Genomic DNA, 15,500 nt, shown 5'->3' with positions numbered 1-15,500 from the left:
TATAGCAAGGTGTATTAACTTTGTGAGATAAGTATTGATTTTTGTAAATGAGTAATATTGAAGATATTGTAGATTCTTTAGAGAATAAAACTAGCAAGGTATTACACAAATTAGAGCTTTTAAAACAAGCTAACGCTAAATTAACTGAAGAATTAAACGCTTCAAAAACAAAAATTCAAAACCAAAAAGTGTTATTAACACAGTGGGAAGAAAAATATCACGCGCTTAAAATGGCAAATTCAATACTTGGTAGTGACAATAATAAAAGAGAAACTAAGCTTAAAATAAACGCATTAATTAGAGATTTAGACTATTGTATAGCCCAATTATCAGATTAATGTAACATAAAATCAATGTCAGAAAAGCTTAAAATACGCCTTTCTATAGCTAATAGAGTATATCCTTTAACTATAGAACCAAGCCAAGAAGAAGGCTTGAGAAGAGCCGCTAAAAACATTGATTATATGATAAAACAGTTTGAGCAAAGTTATTCTGTTAGAGATAAACAAGATGTATTAGCCATGTGTGCTCTACAATTTGCGTCTCAAGTTGAACAGAAATCTATAGATAAAAATAATGTGAATGAACATGTTGAAGATAAGCTAAAAGCTTTAGATACATTATTAAGTTCATATTTAAACTCTTAATCACGTTCTTTAAAATAAACTAAAAGTTACTGCCTACATTAGTTATTATTTTTTGATAAACTCAACGTTAATTCTTTAAAAAGGGTGAGTTTAAGTTGTAAAAGCAGGCCACTAGTACTAAACGTGTTTTAGTATCTTGGGTGGATCCTTGATCAGCTTGTTAGCCCTAAACTTGTTTTTAAGGAGTTTATACAAAACTTTCAACTGATGTAGGCTTTTTTTATACATATAAACAACTAATTAATAATGGATAACGCAATCATATTTGCAATAGGAGGAATAGTTTTAGGCTTAGCTATTGGCTTTATTATAGCTAAAGTTTTAGAAAAAAATAAAGCATCAAAAATAATTAAAGAGGCCCAAAAAAGTGCTGGTTTGGTTCTAAAAGAAGCCAAAAGTGAAGGCGAAAGCATTAAAAAAGACAAAATATTACAGGCCAAAGAAAAATTTATTGAGCTAAAGGCAGAGCATGAAAAAGTAATTTTGTCTAGAGACAAGAAAATGGCCGAAGCCGAAAAAAGAACTAGAGATAAAGAATCTCAAGTATCTAGCGAGCTTTCAAAAAACAAAAAATTAAGTCAGAGTTTAGAAGACAAAATAAAAGATTACAACCACAGGCTTGATGTAATTGACAAAAAACAAGAAGAGCTAGACCGCCTTCACAAAAGCCAAGTACAGCAACTTGAGGTTATTTCAAGTTTATCTGCAGAAGAAGCTAAAGAACAATTAGTAGAATCTTTAAAAGGTGAAGCTAAAAACGATGCAATGGCATTTATACAAAGTGCTCTAGAAGAAGCTAAATTAACGGCAGAACAAGAGGCTAAAAAAGTTATTATAAATACCATACAACGCATAGGTACTGAAGAAGCAGTTGATAACTGTGTGTCTGTTTTCAATATAGAATCTGATGATGTTAAAGGACGCATTATTGGTAGAGAAGGTAGAAATATTAGAGCTATTGAAGCCGCCACAGGTGTTGAAATTATTGTAGATGATACACCAGAAGCAATTATTTTATCTTGTTTTGATTCTGTAAGAAGAGAAGTGGCACGTTTATCATTACACCGTTTAGTAACAGACGGCCGTATACATCCTGCAAGAATTGAAGAAGTTGTTAGAAAAACAAGAAAGCAAATAGACCAAGAAATTATTGAAGTTGGTAAACGCACCGTTATAGATTTAGGTATTCATAACCTAAACCCAGAGTTAATTAAAATGGTAGGGCGCATGAAATACCGCTCTTCATACGGGCAAAACTTATTACAACACTCGCGTGAAGTAGCCAAACTTTGTGGCGTAATGGCTGCCGAATTAGGCTTAAACCCTAAACTAGCCAAACGTGCTGGTTTATTACATGATATTGGTAAAGTGCCAGATGCTGAAGCTGATATGGAAACACCACACGCCATTTTAGGTATGCAATGGGCCGAAAAATTTGGTGAAAAGCCTGATGTTTGTAACGCCATTGGAGCTCATCACGATGAAATAGAAATGAAATCATTATTAGCACCAATTATTCAGGTGTGTGATGCTATTTCAGGTGCACGCCCAGGAGCGCGCCGTCAGGTTTTAGATAGTTATATTCAACGTTTAAAAGATTTAGAAGATATTGCTTTTGGTTTTAGCGGTGTTAAAAAAGCCTATGCCATTCAAGCAGGTAGAGAGTTACGTGTAATTGTTGAAAGTGAAAAAGTGAATGATGATAAAGCAGCAGATTTATCGTTTAATATTTCACAAAAAATACAAACAGACATGACATATCCTGGGCAGGTTAAAGTAACTGTTATTAGAGAAACCAGAGCCGTTAATATTGCTAAGTAATTAGTTTTGTTAAAAGTTAAAAGTTAAAAGTTGGTTTCGCTATATTTTATAGTTTCTAACAACTAACAACTAACAACTAACAACTAACAACTAACAACTAACAACTAACAACTAACAACGGTTTATGTAAGGATAGTTGCGTGATTAAGCAACTAACTTAACAAAAATGGAACGAACCAGAGTAAAATCCGAAGGATTTTCCGAGTAGGCAAGAACCAAGCAATTATTTTTACACTTTGTTGGCATTAGTATTTTCTTATTTTGTGATTCAGTTCATTGCCCCTATCTATTACCTTAGACATATTCTTACTTTGTATTAATGCAGTAACATAAGAGTCACTGTCAATATCTAGATAGATTAATGTATAACCTTTTTTTACAAGAATTTCATTGTATTTTTTTAGTACACCTCCAGTATCTAATCCAGAATAGTCAGCATTAAGGTTAAATTCAGGAATTTTATAACCTTTTTTATTTGCTAGTTTTTCGATTCCCCATTTTATTGTTTCGAAATCAGGCTTCCAATCGAATTCGAATAAATAATCATTTGAATTAAAATTGTCAATCATAAGCAACCAATGAATAATTGATTCTATAAATTTCCCTCCACCTCGTGCTACATATTTTTTCTTGTCCGAGGTATCATAGTAGTACTCTTGACCTTTGAAAACGGTATTTCTGTCTTTAGAATAATCATCTATTTTCTTTTCTAATGATTTAATTTGATTTTTATCATTTACTTCGATTATTAACTTTCCTAAATCAATATAATTTTCTGTCTTTTTTTGTCCATTAGCAAAAAGAAATGAAAACATAGCAAGAACTAAAATTTTTTTGAGCATGAGTGTTTTTTATATTAATGGCAACTATTTTCTAGGATGATACGTTTCAACCACTTTGGCTAAATGGCTTTTGTCTACATGCACATAAATTTCGGTAGTGGTAATGCTTTCATGCCCAAGCATAAGTTGTATTGAGCGTAAATCGGCATCATTTTGAAGTAAATGTGTAGCAAAAGAATGCCTAAACGTGTGGGGTGAAATATTCTTTTTTAAACCTATTTTTTCAGCTAATTGCTTCACAATAGTAAATACCATAGCTCTGGTGAGTTGTTTACCACGCCTGTTTAAAAATAAAGTATCTTCAAAACCGGGTTTAATAGCTAAGTGGTTTCTAACTTGGTTTTTATAGATGTTAATATAATGTTGTGTGGTTTCAACAATGGGTACAAAACGCTGCTTATCACCTTTACCAGTAACTTTTATAAAACCTTCATCAAAAAATAAATCTGATAATTTTAAATTAACAAGTTCGCTTACACGCAAGCCGCAACCGTAAAGGGTTTCAAGCATTGCGCGGTTGCGTTCACCTTCGGGTTTGCTTAAATCTATGGCCGTAATTATGCTATCAATTTCTTCTTCGGTGAGTGTATCGGGTAATTTTCTGCCAATTTTAGGTGCTTCTATAAGTTCTAAAGGGTTATCACTTCTATAATCTTCAAATACCAAGTACCCAAAAAAGCTACGTAAACCAGAAATAATTCTAGATTGCGAACGCGCATTAACGTGTTTAGCAATGGTGTAAATAAATTGTTTTATAATGTCAGAAGAAATAGCAATAGGCGATATCGTAATAGCATTATCTTCTAAAAATGTAATTAATTTTTGTACATCTCTAGCATAATTTTCAATAGAATTGGCCGATAAGCCACGTTCTATTTTTAAGTACAATTTATAGTCTGTTAAAGCGTTATTCCATTTCATACTTGTAAAAATACTTAAAATAACGCTTATAATTTATTGAAATTATTTTCTTTCATAAGTGTATGAAATTTAACGTTTTAGTATAGGTGAAATGTTGTTTTTTATCGATGAAATGCAATTTTATTCTGATTAACGGTAAAATTAATTTGGTTAAGTCAAAATTTAGATTTACGTTTGCTACAACTAATCTTTAAATTATTTAAAAATGAAAAAAATTTTATTAAGTGTTGCAGTTGCAGTATTCGCAATGTGTAACGTAAGTGCACAAGACTTTGGATTAAAAGCTGGTGTAGATTTTGCTTCGAATAAAGTTGAATTTGAAGGAATAAGTGCTACTGGTTCGGAAACTGGCTTTTACATTGGAGCTTTTGCCGATATTGAAATTTCAGAATCTTTTACATTTCAACCAAGTGTAATGTATGTTTCTGTTGATGAATTAGATCAAATAGCTATACCTTTAATGGCTAAGTTTCCTGTTGCTGAAAAGTTTAGCGTTTTAGCTGGACCAAGTTTAGGAATATTACTTGACACAGAAGAAGGTATGAAATCATTGAATATTGGAGCCGAAGCTGGAGTTGCTTATGATATTTCTGAAAAGTTTTTTGTTGAAGCTAGATATAACCTAGGTTTATCAAACTTAATTGAGGATGCACCAGATGGTTATTCTTCTAAGTTAAGCGGATTTTTTGTTGGAGTTGGTTACAAACTTTAGTATGTAATATTAATAAACAAAAAAAGGAAGCTTTTCAGCTTCCTTTTTTTGTTTTAAGTAATATTCTAATAACAAAATCATAATGCAAAGCCAAAACTTTAAAATAGTAATTATCTTACTTTTGTAGATGCTAATTAAAAATAATCTATAATGAAAAAAACTATTTTTACAGTTTTAGTAGCTGTAGTATTCACAGTGTCAATGCAAGCACAAGAACCTGTTTTTGGAGTAAAGGCTGGTTTGAATTTTTCAAAGTTTGGACAAGATGCCGATGCAGATGGTAGAACATCCTTTCATATTGGTGCTATAGCAGATTTTAATATTAATGAGACATTTGCAATTCAACCTGAAGTTCTTTTTTCTGGTGAAGGGTCTGAAGATTTAGAAGCAAACTTTATTAGAATTTTAGGAATAGCTAAATATTATGCAGCAGAAGGTTTAAGTTTAGAAGCTGGACCACAATTTGGTGTGAGAATATCTGCAGATTCTGGAATTGAAGATGCTACTAAAAGTTTTGACTTTGGTTTAGCATTAGGTGCTGGTTATGAACTAGCAGATTTACCATTGTTTTTTAACCTAAGATATAATTTAGGAATTGCTAATTTATCTGAATTTGATGATTTTGATACAAATTTGGGTACTGTGCAATTAAGTGTTGGCTATAAGTTTCAATAAAGAAATTATAAAATTAATATTTAAAAGGAAGCTGAAAAAGCTTCCTTTTTTTATGCTTCATTTTTAAATATATTTACGGCATGAAAAAACTTATAATTATAAACGGACCCAACCTTAACTTGTTAGGTAAACGTGAACCAGAAATATACGGCAGTTTAACTTTTGAAGATTATTTTAAAACCTTAAAAACCAAATACCCAAATGTTAATTTAGAGTATTACCAAACAAATGTAGAGGGTGAGTTAATTAATAAACTTCACGAGGTTGGTTTTAGTTATGATGGTGTAGTTTTAAATGCAGGAGCATATACACATACATCAATTGGTATTGGAGATGCTATAAAAGGTATTGAAACACCGGTTGTTGAAGTACATATATCTAATACATTTGGTAGAGAGGCATTTAGGCATCAATCATACATTTCACCGCATGCTAAAGGTGTTATTTTAGGTTTTGGTTTACAAAGTTATGAGTTGGCTATTAGTAGCTTTTTGTAAAAACATTGTATTGGTTGTGACTTATTTGATTTATTAGGGTCTTAAATGCATACCAAATCATTAATAGTAAATTATGCAAATAAACCTACTTGTTTGTGTACTTATTTGTTTTGTATGTGTTGTTTTAGGGTTTCTTCTGTTTAAATCTACTAAAGCACTATCAAAACAAAAAGAACAATATAAAGACCTAAAAAGTAAAAATAAGGAAGAAGAAAAAAGCGAATAGAAATATGCTTTCTATCCGCTTTTTTTTATGTTGATTTGTAAAAATCGTTTGTTTTATAAATGAATTACTTCATCATAAGCATCGGCAACAGCTTCCATAACAGCTTCACTCATTGTTGGGTGTGGGTGAATTGCTTTTAAAACTTCATGCCCTGTGGTTTCAAGTTTTCTTGCTACAACAGCCTCGGCAATCATATCGGTAACACCAGCACCAATCATGTGGCAACCTAACCATTCGCCATATTTAGCATCAAAAATTACTTTTACAAAACCTTCGTAATTTCCACCAGCTTTAGCTTTTCCAGAAGCTGAAAATGGAAATTTACCAACTTTAATATCTAAACCTTTTTCTTTGGCTTGTTTTTCGGTTAAACCAACGCTGGCAATTTCAGGCGTACAATAAGTACAACCAGGTACATTACCATAATCAATAGGTTCAACATGCATATCTGCTAATTTTTCAACACATAAAATACCTTCGGCAGATGCTACGTGAGCTAATGCTTGCCCAGGTATTACATCACCAATGGCATAATAACCAGGTATGTTAGTTTGGTAAAAATCGTTTACTAAAATTTTATCTCTATCTACAACAATACCAACATCTTCTAAGCCAATGTTTTCAATGTTACTTTTAATACCTACGGCACTTAAAATAACATCAGCTTCTAAAATTTCTTCGCCTTTTTTAGTTTTTACAGTAGCTTTAACACCTTTGCCAGAAGAGTCTACACTAGTAACTTCGGCAGATGTCATTACTTTAATGCCATTCTTTTTAAATGAGCGTTCTAGTTGTTTAGATACATCTTCATCTTCAACAGGTACAATATTTGGTAAATATTCTACAATAGTAACTTCAGTACCAATAGAATTGTAGAAATAAGCAAATTCAACACCAATAGCACCAGAACCAACTACTACTAACTTTTTAGGTTGTTTTTTCAATGTCATAGCTTCTCTATAGCCAATTACTTTTTCACCATCTTGTGGTAAACTTGGTAACTCTCTAGAGCGCGCACCAGTGGCAATAATAATATTATCGGCACTGTATTCGGTACCATCAACATCAATTTTTTTACCAGGTTTTAGTTTTCCAAAACCTTCAATAATGTCAATTTTATTTTTTTTCATTAAAAATTGTACACCTTTACTCATGCTATCTGCAACGCCACGGCTACGTTTTACTACAGCATCAAAGTCATGTTCAGCATCTTTAACTTTTAAGCCATAATCTTCAGCATGCTTAAGGTATTCAAAAACTTGAGCAGATTTTAAAAGGGCTTTTGTTGGAATACACCCCCAGTTTAAGCATATGCCACCAAGTTCGCTTTTTTCAACAATAGCTGTTTTAAAACCTAATTGTGATGCTCTAATGGCTGCAACATACCCTCCAGGACCACTTCCAAGAACTATAATATCGTATTTACTCATGTGTTAAATTTTAGGCTACGAATTTACAAAATGCTTTTTGAATAAAGAATTTAGAGCATTATAAATTTGTATCTTTTACTACATTTGCACACCAAGTGTTATTATATGAATATTCCTAGAACAAGTTATCCAAGGGTAATTATTATTGGTGGTGGTTTTGCAGGCGTAGCTTTAGCTAAAAAATTATCAAAACAAGAAGTACAAGTTGTGTTGTTAGATAAGCATAACTACCATACTTTTCAACCTTTATTATATCAGGTGTCAACTGGTGGCTTAGAGCCCGATTCTATTGCATACCCTATAAGAAAAGTATTGCAAGATTTTCCAAATTTTTATTTTAGGTTGGCAAATGTGGAATATATTGATACTACGTGCAATACCGTAAAAACCAATATTGGCAATTTAAAATTTGATTACCTTGTAATAGCATCAGGATCTGCAACTAACTATTTTGGTAATTCTGAAATTGAAAAGCACAGTATGGCCATGAAAACCATACCGCAATCATTAAATTTGCGCAGTTTAATTCTAGAAAATTTTGAAGATGCACTATTAACCTCCGATTTAAACGAGCGCAACGCCCTAATGAATTTTGTAATAGTAGGTGGTGGGCCAACAGGCGTAGAACTTGCCGGTGCGTTAGCCGAAATAAAAAAAGGCATTTTACCCAAGGATTACCCCGATTTAGATACCCGTTTAGCACAAATACACATCATACAATCTGGCGACAGAATTTTAAAAGGCATGAGCAACAAAGCCTCAGCCAAAGCCGAAGATTTTCTTGAAAAACTAGGTGTTAACATCTGGAAAAACGTACGCGTAACCAATTATGATGGTAAAACCGTTACCACTAATACAGATTTAACGTTTGAAACCCAAACCCTAGTATGGGCAGCCGGCGTAAAAGGGGCAACCATAAACGGATTAGATAGCGCAGATTTTGTAACACGCGGCAACCGCATTGCCGTAAACCAATACAACCAAGTAAAAGGTTTTGAGCATATTTTTGCCATTGGAGATATTGCCTGTATGAAAACCGATGATTTCCCAAACGGCTTACCCATGATGGCGCAACCCGCCATACAACAAGGCGAACAATTAGGCAATAATTTATTAAACCTAATTGAAACAAAACCCATGAAACCCTTTACATATAAAGATAAAGGCTCTATGGCAACCATTGGTCGAAATAAAGCCGTAGTAGACCTAAAAAAGTATAAATTTCAAGGCGTATTTGCGTGGTATGTTTGGATGTTTGTGCACCTTTTCTTTTTAATAGGTTTTAGAAACCGCATGGTAGTATTTGTAAACTGGGTTTATAATTACATCCGTTTTGATAGAGAAGCCCGCCTTATAATTAGGCCTTTTAAAAGTATTCATAGAGTAGAAGAAGAATAACAATTTTTTGGGCAAGTTGCCTTAGGGCAAACAGGCTTTCGGCAGTCGCTTCCCGTAACCGGGAGAGCTCCAACAAATGCCTCAATCCTTCTTGCGGGTGCTACTCAGTAAAAGTAATTTACACATCATCAGTAAAATGTTGTCTGGTTTTTTTCTTACTAAATTTTTCTAAGTTATACACATTAGAACCACCTTTTGGTATAGATAAACTTTGCCAATGTTCACCTTTAACAAGTTTACCTATAAATACAATTTGCCCAACATGGTACGCGTAATGTGCCAATTGCCGGTTAATAGCTTCAGTAACCGTATGCCCCTGATTTCTAATGTAAATGATGTGTTCTAAATTAGTTTCATTAAGCGCTTTAACAGCTTCAAACAAGCAATTCCAACCCTTATCCCATTCAGTAATTAGTTCTTTTTTAGAGGTGTAAGTATTTTCAAACTCAGTATCACGGTAGCGCCATGCTTTTTCACCATCTTCAGTTAAAAAGTTAGTCCAACGGCTCAACATATTACCAACCATGTGCTTAACGATAACAGTAATTGCATTAATATCAATGGCTAATGCATGCTTTAATTCATCAAACGTTAATTGTTCAAAGGTTTTATCACCTAAACTTTTGTAGTATTCAAATTGTTTTATAACACTAGGTAAGTAACTTTCCATTGGTAAATACATTCATAATTATTACCAACAAGTTACTAATAAATAACCAATGCAAGGTTTAAAATGCCTATTCCTTAGGTATAAATTTAAGTGCTACACCATTAATGCAGTGTCTTTTTCCTGTGGTGTCTCTAGGGCCATCATTAAACACATGCCCTAAATGGCCACCGCAAGTGGCGCAATGTTCTTCGGTGCGGGCGTAACCAATTTTATAATCTGTAGAAAAAGCTACATTGCCTTTAATTTCTCTATCAAAACTAGGCCAACCACTACCAGAATCGTATTTGTGTTCACTTTTAAACAAAGGTGTTTCACAAGCTTTACAAACATAAACACCTGGTTTGTAATTTTTATTTAACGCACTAGTAAATGCACGTTCTGTACCTGCTTTTCTTAAAACATAATATTCTTGTTCAGTTAATTGTGTTTTCCATTCGGCATCAGTTTTTGTAATTTCAAATGTTTCCTTTTTTTGTTCTTTTTTTTGAGCATTACCATTGCAACTAAACAAAAAGCTTAAACATAATAAAAGAAGTAGGTTTTTCATAAATCAATGTTTTTTATAGTAAGTCGGTATCTAAAGTATTTCATAACACGTATATTAAATAAAACACTTAAAATTAATGTGACAAATAAAAAAAATGAGTGTCTAAAAACTACAGCAAAACAATTTTTGTATTTTTATAATGAAATAAAATAACTAAAATGAAACTAAAAAACGTAATAGCATTATTGGGTGTTGCAGCCATTGTTACAGCATGTGCACACAACCCATTTACAGGAAAAAAAACATTGGCTTTAGTGCCAAATTCGCAGTTGTTTCCAACGGCTTTTGCACAATATGATCAGTTTTTAACTGAAAACAACGTAATTACAGGTACAAAAGATGCCGAAATGATTAAACGTGTTGGCCAAAAAATAGCTGTAGCTGCAGAGCGATGGTTAAATGCCAATGGGCATCAAGGCTATTTAAATGATTATAAATGGGAATACAATTTAGTAGATGATAAAACCGTAAATGCTTGGTGTATGCCAGGAGGTAAAATTGTGTTTTATACAGGTATTTTACCCATAGCAAAAAATGAAGCAGGTGTTGCAGCCATTATGGGGCATGAGGTAGCTCATGCATTAGCAAACCATGGGCAACAACGTATGAGTGCTGGTTACTTACAAGCAGGACTTGCTGTTGCAGGAAACATTGCTATTAAAGATGAAAAATCTAGAAATGCTTTTAACCAATATTATGGTGTAGGTTCGCAAGTTGGTGTTATGTTACCTTTTAGTAGAAGTCATGAAACAGAAGCCGACAAAATTGGTATTTATTTAATGGCTATTGCAGGCTACACACCAGATGAAGCATCGCAGTTATGGGAGCGCATGAAAGCTAATAGCGGCGGACAAGCACCGCCTGAAATGTTAAGCACACACCCATCTAACGATTCGCGTATAGCTAACCTAAAAGCTTTAGCACCACAAGCTAAGGCTGAAGCTGCAAAGTTTGGTGTGACTTCTTTTAGAAAATAGTTATCAAAATGTAACACGTTATAAAACCTCACAATTTAGAGAGGTTGTTTATATCATCAATTTTAAGTTTGCTCAAAAGCTGCTCTAAATTGGGGTTCAATAAAAATATTTTTTTACTTTAGAAGCTGCTCACTAAAGAGCAGCTTTTTTATTATGGCTACACTGCAAAAAGGAAGTAAAAAGTTATTAAATGCATGGGCGTTTTATGATTGGGCAAATTCGGTTTATACGCTAACCATTGCATCCTCAATATTTCCAATATTTTATTCAAGTTTATTTGAAAATAAAGACCAATTAGTAAATGCTTTTGGTTTTGAAATGAAGCAAACCGTTTTAATATCTATAGTAACAGCATTTACATTTTTAGTAGTAGCATTTCTTTCTCCAGTATTATCGGGTATTGCAGATTACGTTGGTAATAAAAAGAATTTCATGAAATTTTTCTGCTATATGGGCGGTTTTGGGTGTATAGGCTTATATTTTTTCAACTTAAATTATATACACACAAGTGTACTTTTTTATTTTATGGGGCTGTTGGGCTACTGGGGGAGTTTGGTGTTTTATAACTCGTATTTACCAGATATTGCTTTTCCAGAACAACAAGATAGTATAAGCGCTAAAGGTTTTTCATGGGGTTATGTTGGTAGTGTAATTTTGCTTATTGTGAATTTAGCCATGGTTATGAGTCAAACAGATGGGGCTGCTAAAATGCAAATGATGAAATATTCATTTGTAACTGTAGGTCTTTGGTGGATTTTGTTTAGCCAATACACTTTTTATTACTTACCTAAAGGAAGCTCAAAAGGACATAAAGTAACTAAAGATGTGGTTTTTAATGGCTTTAAAGAATTAAAATTAGTATGGCAACAACTAAAAGGTAATTTAAGGCTAAAACGATATTTAAATGCTTTTTTTGTGTTTAGTATGGCGGTGCAAACCATAATGCTAATGGCTGTTTACTTTGGTGAAAAAGAAATAGCTTGGGCTAATAACGATGAAAAAACGCAAGGTTTAATAGTAAGTATTTTAGTTATACAATTAGTGGCTGTTGGTGGCGCAGTAATGACATCTAGAATGTCTAAAAAATACGGTAACATAAAAACACTTATTGTAATAAATGTCATTTGGATGGCACTGTGTTTTTATGCCTTTTTTATGAAAACACCCATACAATTTTACATTGCAGCAGTAATAGTTGGTTTTGTAATGGGAGGTGTGCAGTCTTTAGCAAGGTCTACCTATTCAAAGTTTTTACCAGAAACTGATGATACTACATCATATTTTAGCTTTTTTGATGTGGCCGAAAAAATAGGGATTGTAATTGGTATGACAATTTTTGCTGTTGTAGATCAAATAGAAAGTATGCGTTCAGCTATTTTGTTTCTATTCGTGTTTTTTTTAGTGGGTATTGTGTTGTTGTTTAAAGTGCCTGAAGAAGCTTAATCATATATTTATAAAAAAGAGCTAACTGTTAAAGTTAGCTCTTTTTATTTAGAGTTATTTTATTCAGATTTATGATTCTGCAGATTCTTCAGCTTTTTCAACTGAAATTTTTAATTCATTAGAATCAGTATCTAAATCAATAGTTATTTTATCACCTTCTTGTACGTTGGTTGATACAATTTCTTCAGCTAAAGCATCTTCAATGTATTTTTGAATAGCGCGCTTTAAAGGTCTTGCACCGTATTGTTTATCAAAACCTTTATCGGCAATATAATCTTTAGCATCATTAGTTAATTGTAAAATATAACCAAGATTTTTAATTCTTGCTAAAAGTTTTTCTAACTCAATATCAATAATTTTGTTGATGTCTTCTTTTTCAAGCGGGTTGAAAACAATAACATCATCAATTCTATTTAAAAACTCTGGAGCGAATGATTTTTTCAAAGCATTTTCAATAACACTTCGGGCATTGGCGTCTTCTTGTGCTTTTTGTGCCGAGGTACCAAAACCAACACCTGTACCAAAATCTTTAAGTTTTCTGGCTCCAATGTTTGATGTCATGATAATAATGGTATTTCTAAAGTCTATTTTTCTACCTAAACTATCGGTTAAATAGCCATCATCAAGTACTTGTAAAAGCATGTTAAATACATCAGGGTGTGCTTTTTCTATTTCATCTAACAGAATAACGGCATATGGTTTACGGCGTACTTTTTCGGTTAACTGGCCGCCTTCTTCATAGCCAACATATCCTGGAGGTGCACCAATTAATCTTGAAATGGCAAATTTTTCCATGTATTCACTCATATCAATTCTAACAAGGGCATCTTCACTATCAAATAATTCTTTTGAAAGTATTTTAGCTAATTGTGTTTTACCAACACCGGTTTGCCCTAAGAAAATGAACGAACCAATAGGTTTGTTAGGGTCTTTTAAACCAGCACGGTTACGCTGTATGGCTTTTACAACTTTGCTAACGGCTTCATCTTGACCAATAACTTTACCTTTAATTAAGTTTGGTAACTCCGCTAACTTGTTAATTTCGGTTTGTGCAATACGGTTTACAGGAACACCTGTCATCATAGAAATAACATCTGCCACATTGTCTTCAGTTACAATTTCTCTATGTTGTTTGGTGTCTTCTTCCCATTTTTCTTGGGCTATAGCAAGTTCTTTTTCAATGCGTTTTTCATCATCTCTAAGTTTAGCAGCCTCTTCATATTTTTGCTTTCTTACAACGGCATTTTTAGTTTCTTTAATGCCTTCTAATTGTTTTTCAAGCTCTATAATTTGTTTAGGCACATCAATGTTAGTAATGTGTACACGAGATCCGGCTTCATCTAGAGCATCAATAGCTTTGTCTGGTAAGAAACGCTCTGTCATGTACCTATTAGTTAATTTCACACAAGCTTCAATGGCTTCAGGTGTGTAGTCAACGTTGTGGTGTTCTTCGTATTTAGCCTTAATGTTATTGAGTATCTCTATGGTTTCTTCAACACTTGTTGGCTCAACAATTACTTTTTGGAAACGACGTTCTAAAGCGCCATCTTTTTCAATGTATTGTCTGTACTCATCTAAAGTTGTGGCACCAATGCATTGAATTTCGCCACGTGCTAAGGCGGGTTTAAACATGTTTGAAGCATCTAAGCTACCGGTAGCGCCACCAGCACCTACAATGGTATGAATTTCATCAATAAAAAGAATAACGTCATCATTTTTTTCAAGCTCATTCATTACGGCTTTCATACGTTCTTCAAACTGTCCGCGGTATTTAGTTCCAGCTACTAAGCTTGCTAAATCTAGGGTTACAACACGTTTGTTAAAGAGTATTCTAGAAACTTTACGTTTAACAATTCTTAGGGCTAAACCTTCGGCAATGGCACTTTTACCAACACCAGGTTCACCAATTAAAAGCGGATTGTTTTTCTTTCTTCTACTTAAAATTTGAGATACGCGTTGTATTTCTTTTTCACGCCCCACAACTGGGTCTAGTTTACCTTCTTCGGCTAAAGCCGTTAAATCGCGTCCAAAATTATCTAAAACAGGTGTTTTAGATTTTTTATTGGTTTTGTTAGACGGGGTATTAAAAATATCTTTTGAAGATTCTTCTTCAGGGCTTGAGCTATCATCTTGAAAAGATTCAGCTTTTGGCTCTATATAATCATTATCGTTTGTAATCATAAATTTAAATTGTTCTTTAACATTATCATAGTCAACTTTCAGCTTATTTAAAAGCTTGGTAGTGGGGTCATTTTCGTTTCTTAAAATACACAATAATAGATGAGCTGTATTTATAGAGGTACTTTGAAACAATTTGGCTTCTAAAAACGTTGTTTTTAAGGCGCGTTCTGCCTGTCTTGTAAGATGTAAGTTCTTTTTTTGATTGGTAGCAATACTAATATTGGGGTTTGCCGGACTTAAAATTTCAACTTTACGTCTCAAATGATTCAAGTCTATATCTAAAGCGTTTAAAATACTAATAGCTTTACCATTGCCATCGCGCAAAAGCCCTAACATTAAATGCTCAGTACCAATAAAATCATGGCCTAAGCGCAATGCTTCTTCTTTACTATATGCAATTACATCTTTTACTCTTGGTGAAAAATTATCATCCATAATTAACTTCCTTTCTGCATTAAAAATACTAATTATAGTTATTAAAGGCAAAAACTATACCTTAAATAATAAGTAGAA

At 33.1% G+C, this 15,500-nt stretch carries 15 protein-coding genes and 1 other RNA gene; 10 read left to right on the top strand and 6 right to left on the bottom strand.

What is annotated here, in order from left to right; translation table 11 throughout:
* Positions 1-47 precede the first annotated feature (47 nt).
* From ACXAG4_RS13320 to rny, 4 genes are all read left to right on the top strand, one after another.
* Positions 48-338, top strand: coding sequence for a hypothetical protein (locus ACXAG4_RS13320; RefSeq protein ID WP_475296574.1), 291 nt, complete (start codon positions 48-50; stop codon positions 336-338).
* A 15-nt stretch (positions 339-353) separates the two neighbouring features.
* The gene (locus ACXAG4_RS13315; RefSeq protein WP_475296573.1) at positions 354-647 is read left to right on the top strand and encodes a cell division protein ZapA; all 294 of its coding nucleotides are present in this window, start codon (positions 354-356) and stop codon (positions 645-647) included.
* A 59-nt stretch (positions 648-706) separates the two neighbouring features.
* A non-coding RNA gene (gene ssrS, locus ACXAG4_RS13310) (6S RNA) lies at positions 707-836 on the top strand.
* A gap of 57 nt (positions 837-893) precedes the next feature.
* On the top strand, positions 894-2,468 hold the full coding sequence (rny, locus tag ACXAG4_RS13305; RefSeq protein WP_475296571.1) for a ribonuclease Y: 1,575 nt from the start codon (positions 894-896) through the stop codon (positions 2,466-2,468).
* Between the two features lie 245 nt (positions 2,469-2,713).
* On the opposite strand, the gene ACXAG4_RS13300 is transcribed toward rny, so the two are convergent.
* The gene (locus tag ACXAG4_RS13300) at positions 2,714-3,310 is read right to left on the bottom strand and encodes a DUF6630 family protein (RefSeq protein WP_475296570.1); all 597 of its coding nucleotides are present in this window, start codon (positions 3,308-3,310) and stop codon (positions 2,714-2,716) included.
* Positions 3,311-3,334: 24 nt separating this feature from the next.
* Complete coding sequence (xerD, locus tag ACXAG4_RS13295; protein ID WP_475296569.1) at positions 3,335-4,231, bottom strand: site-specific tyrosine recombinase XerD; 897 nt, start codon at positions 4,229-4,231, stop codon at positions 3,335-3,337.
* A 205-nt stretch (positions 4,232-4,436) separates the two neighbouring features.
* Here xerD and ACXAG4_RS13290 point away from each other — a divergent pair, with 205 nt between their 5' ends.
* The 3 genes from ACXAG4_RS13290 (at position 4,437) to aroQ (ending at position 6,115) form a co-directional block, all read left to right on the top strand.
* A complete protein-coding gene (locus ACXAG4_RS13290) occupies positions 4,437-4,943 on the top strand; it encodes a porin family protein (protein ID WP_475296568.1) in 507 nt (168 codons plus the stop codon).
* Between the two features lie 150 nt (positions 4,944-5,093).
* On the top strand, positions 5,094-5,618 hold the full coding sequence (locus ACXAG4_RS13285) for a porin family protein (RefSeq protein WP_475296567.1): 525 nt from the start codon (positions 5,094-5,096) through the stop codon (positions 5,616-5,618).
* Between the two features lie 80 nt (positions 5,619-5,698).
* Positions 5,699-6,115: a type II 3-dehydroquinate dehydratase gene (gene aroQ / locus ACXAG4_RS13280; protein ID WP_475296566.1), complete on the top strand. Its 417-nt coding sequence runs from the start codon at positions 5,699-5,701 to the stop codon at positions 6,113-6,115.
* Between the two features lie 279 nt (positions 6,116-6,394).
* On the opposite strand, the gene lpdA is transcribed toward aroQ, so the two are convergent.
* Positions 6,395-7,771, bottom strand: a complete 1,377-nt coding sequence (gene lpdA, locus ACXAG4_RS13275) for a dihydrolipoyl dehydrogenase (protein ID WP_475296565.1) — start codon at positions 7,769-7,771, stop codon at positions 6,395-6,397.
* A 105-nt stretch (positions 7,772-7,876) separates the two neighbouring features.
* On the opposite strand from lpdA, the gene ACXAG4_RS13270 reads away from it, so the two are divergent.
* Positions 7,877-9,169, top strand: a complete 1,293-nt coding sequence (locus ACXAG4_RS13270; RefSeq protein WP_475296564.1) for an NAD(P)/FAD-dependent oxidoreductase — start codon at positions 7,877-7,879, stop codon at positions 9,167-9,169.
* A gap of 118 nt (positions 9,170-9,287) precedes the next feature.
* Here the strand turns inward: ACXAG4_RS13270 and ACXAG4_RS13265 are convergent, their stop codons facing one another.
* Together ACXAG4_RS13265 and msrB are read right to left on the bottom strand one after the other, a co-directional pair.
* Positions 9,288-9,839 (bottom strand): DUF1572 family protein, encoded by a 552-nt coding sequence (locus ACXAG4_RS13265; RefSeq protein ID WP_475296563.1) that lies wholly within the window; start codon positions 9,837-9,839, stop codon positions 9,288-9,290.
* Between the two features lie 67 nt (positions 9,840-9,906).
* Positions 9,907-10,386, bottom strand: coding sequence for a peptide-methionine (R)-S-oxide reductase MsrB (gene msrB / locus ACXAG4_RS13260; RefSeq protein ID WP_475296562.1), 480 nt, complete (start codon positions 10,384-10,386; stop codon positions 9,907-9,909).
* A 158-nt stretch (positions 10,387-10,544) separates the two neighbouring features.
* Here msrB and ACXAG4_RS13255 point away from each other — a divergent pair, with 158 nt between their 5' ends.
* Complete coding sequence (locus ACXAG4_RS13255) at positions 10,545-11,363, top strand: M48 family metallopeptidase (RefSeq protein ID WP_475296561.1); 819 nt, start codon at positions 10,545-10,547, stop codon at positions 11,361-11,363.
* A 153-nt stretch (positions 11,364-11,516) separates the two neighbouring features.
* Positions 11,517-12,806, top strand: a complete 1,290-nt coding sequence (locus ACXAG4_RS13250; protein WP_475296560.1) for an MFS transporter — start codon at positions 11,517-11,519, stop codon at positions 12,804-12,806.
* A 69-nt stretch (positions 12,807-12,875) separates the two neighbouring features.
* Here ACXAG4_RS13250 and ACXAG4_RS13245 read toward each other — a convergent pair whose 3' ends face one another.
* Positions 12,876-15,422 carry an ATP-dependent Clp protease ATP-binding subunit gene (locus ACXAG4_RS13245; RefSeq protein ID WP_475296559.1) on the bottom strand — a complete coding sequence of 849 codons (2,547 nt, stop codon included), beginning with the start codon at positions 15,420-15,422 and terminating at the stop codon, positions 12,876-12,878.
* Positions 15,423-15,500: the final 78 nt, after the last annotated feature.

This window comes from Seonamhaeicola sp. ABD4_175 (assembly GCF_056160885.1).
The sequence above is the reverse complement of the archived record's forward strand: the minus strand, read 5'-3'. Positions and strand labels throughout refer to the sequence as shown.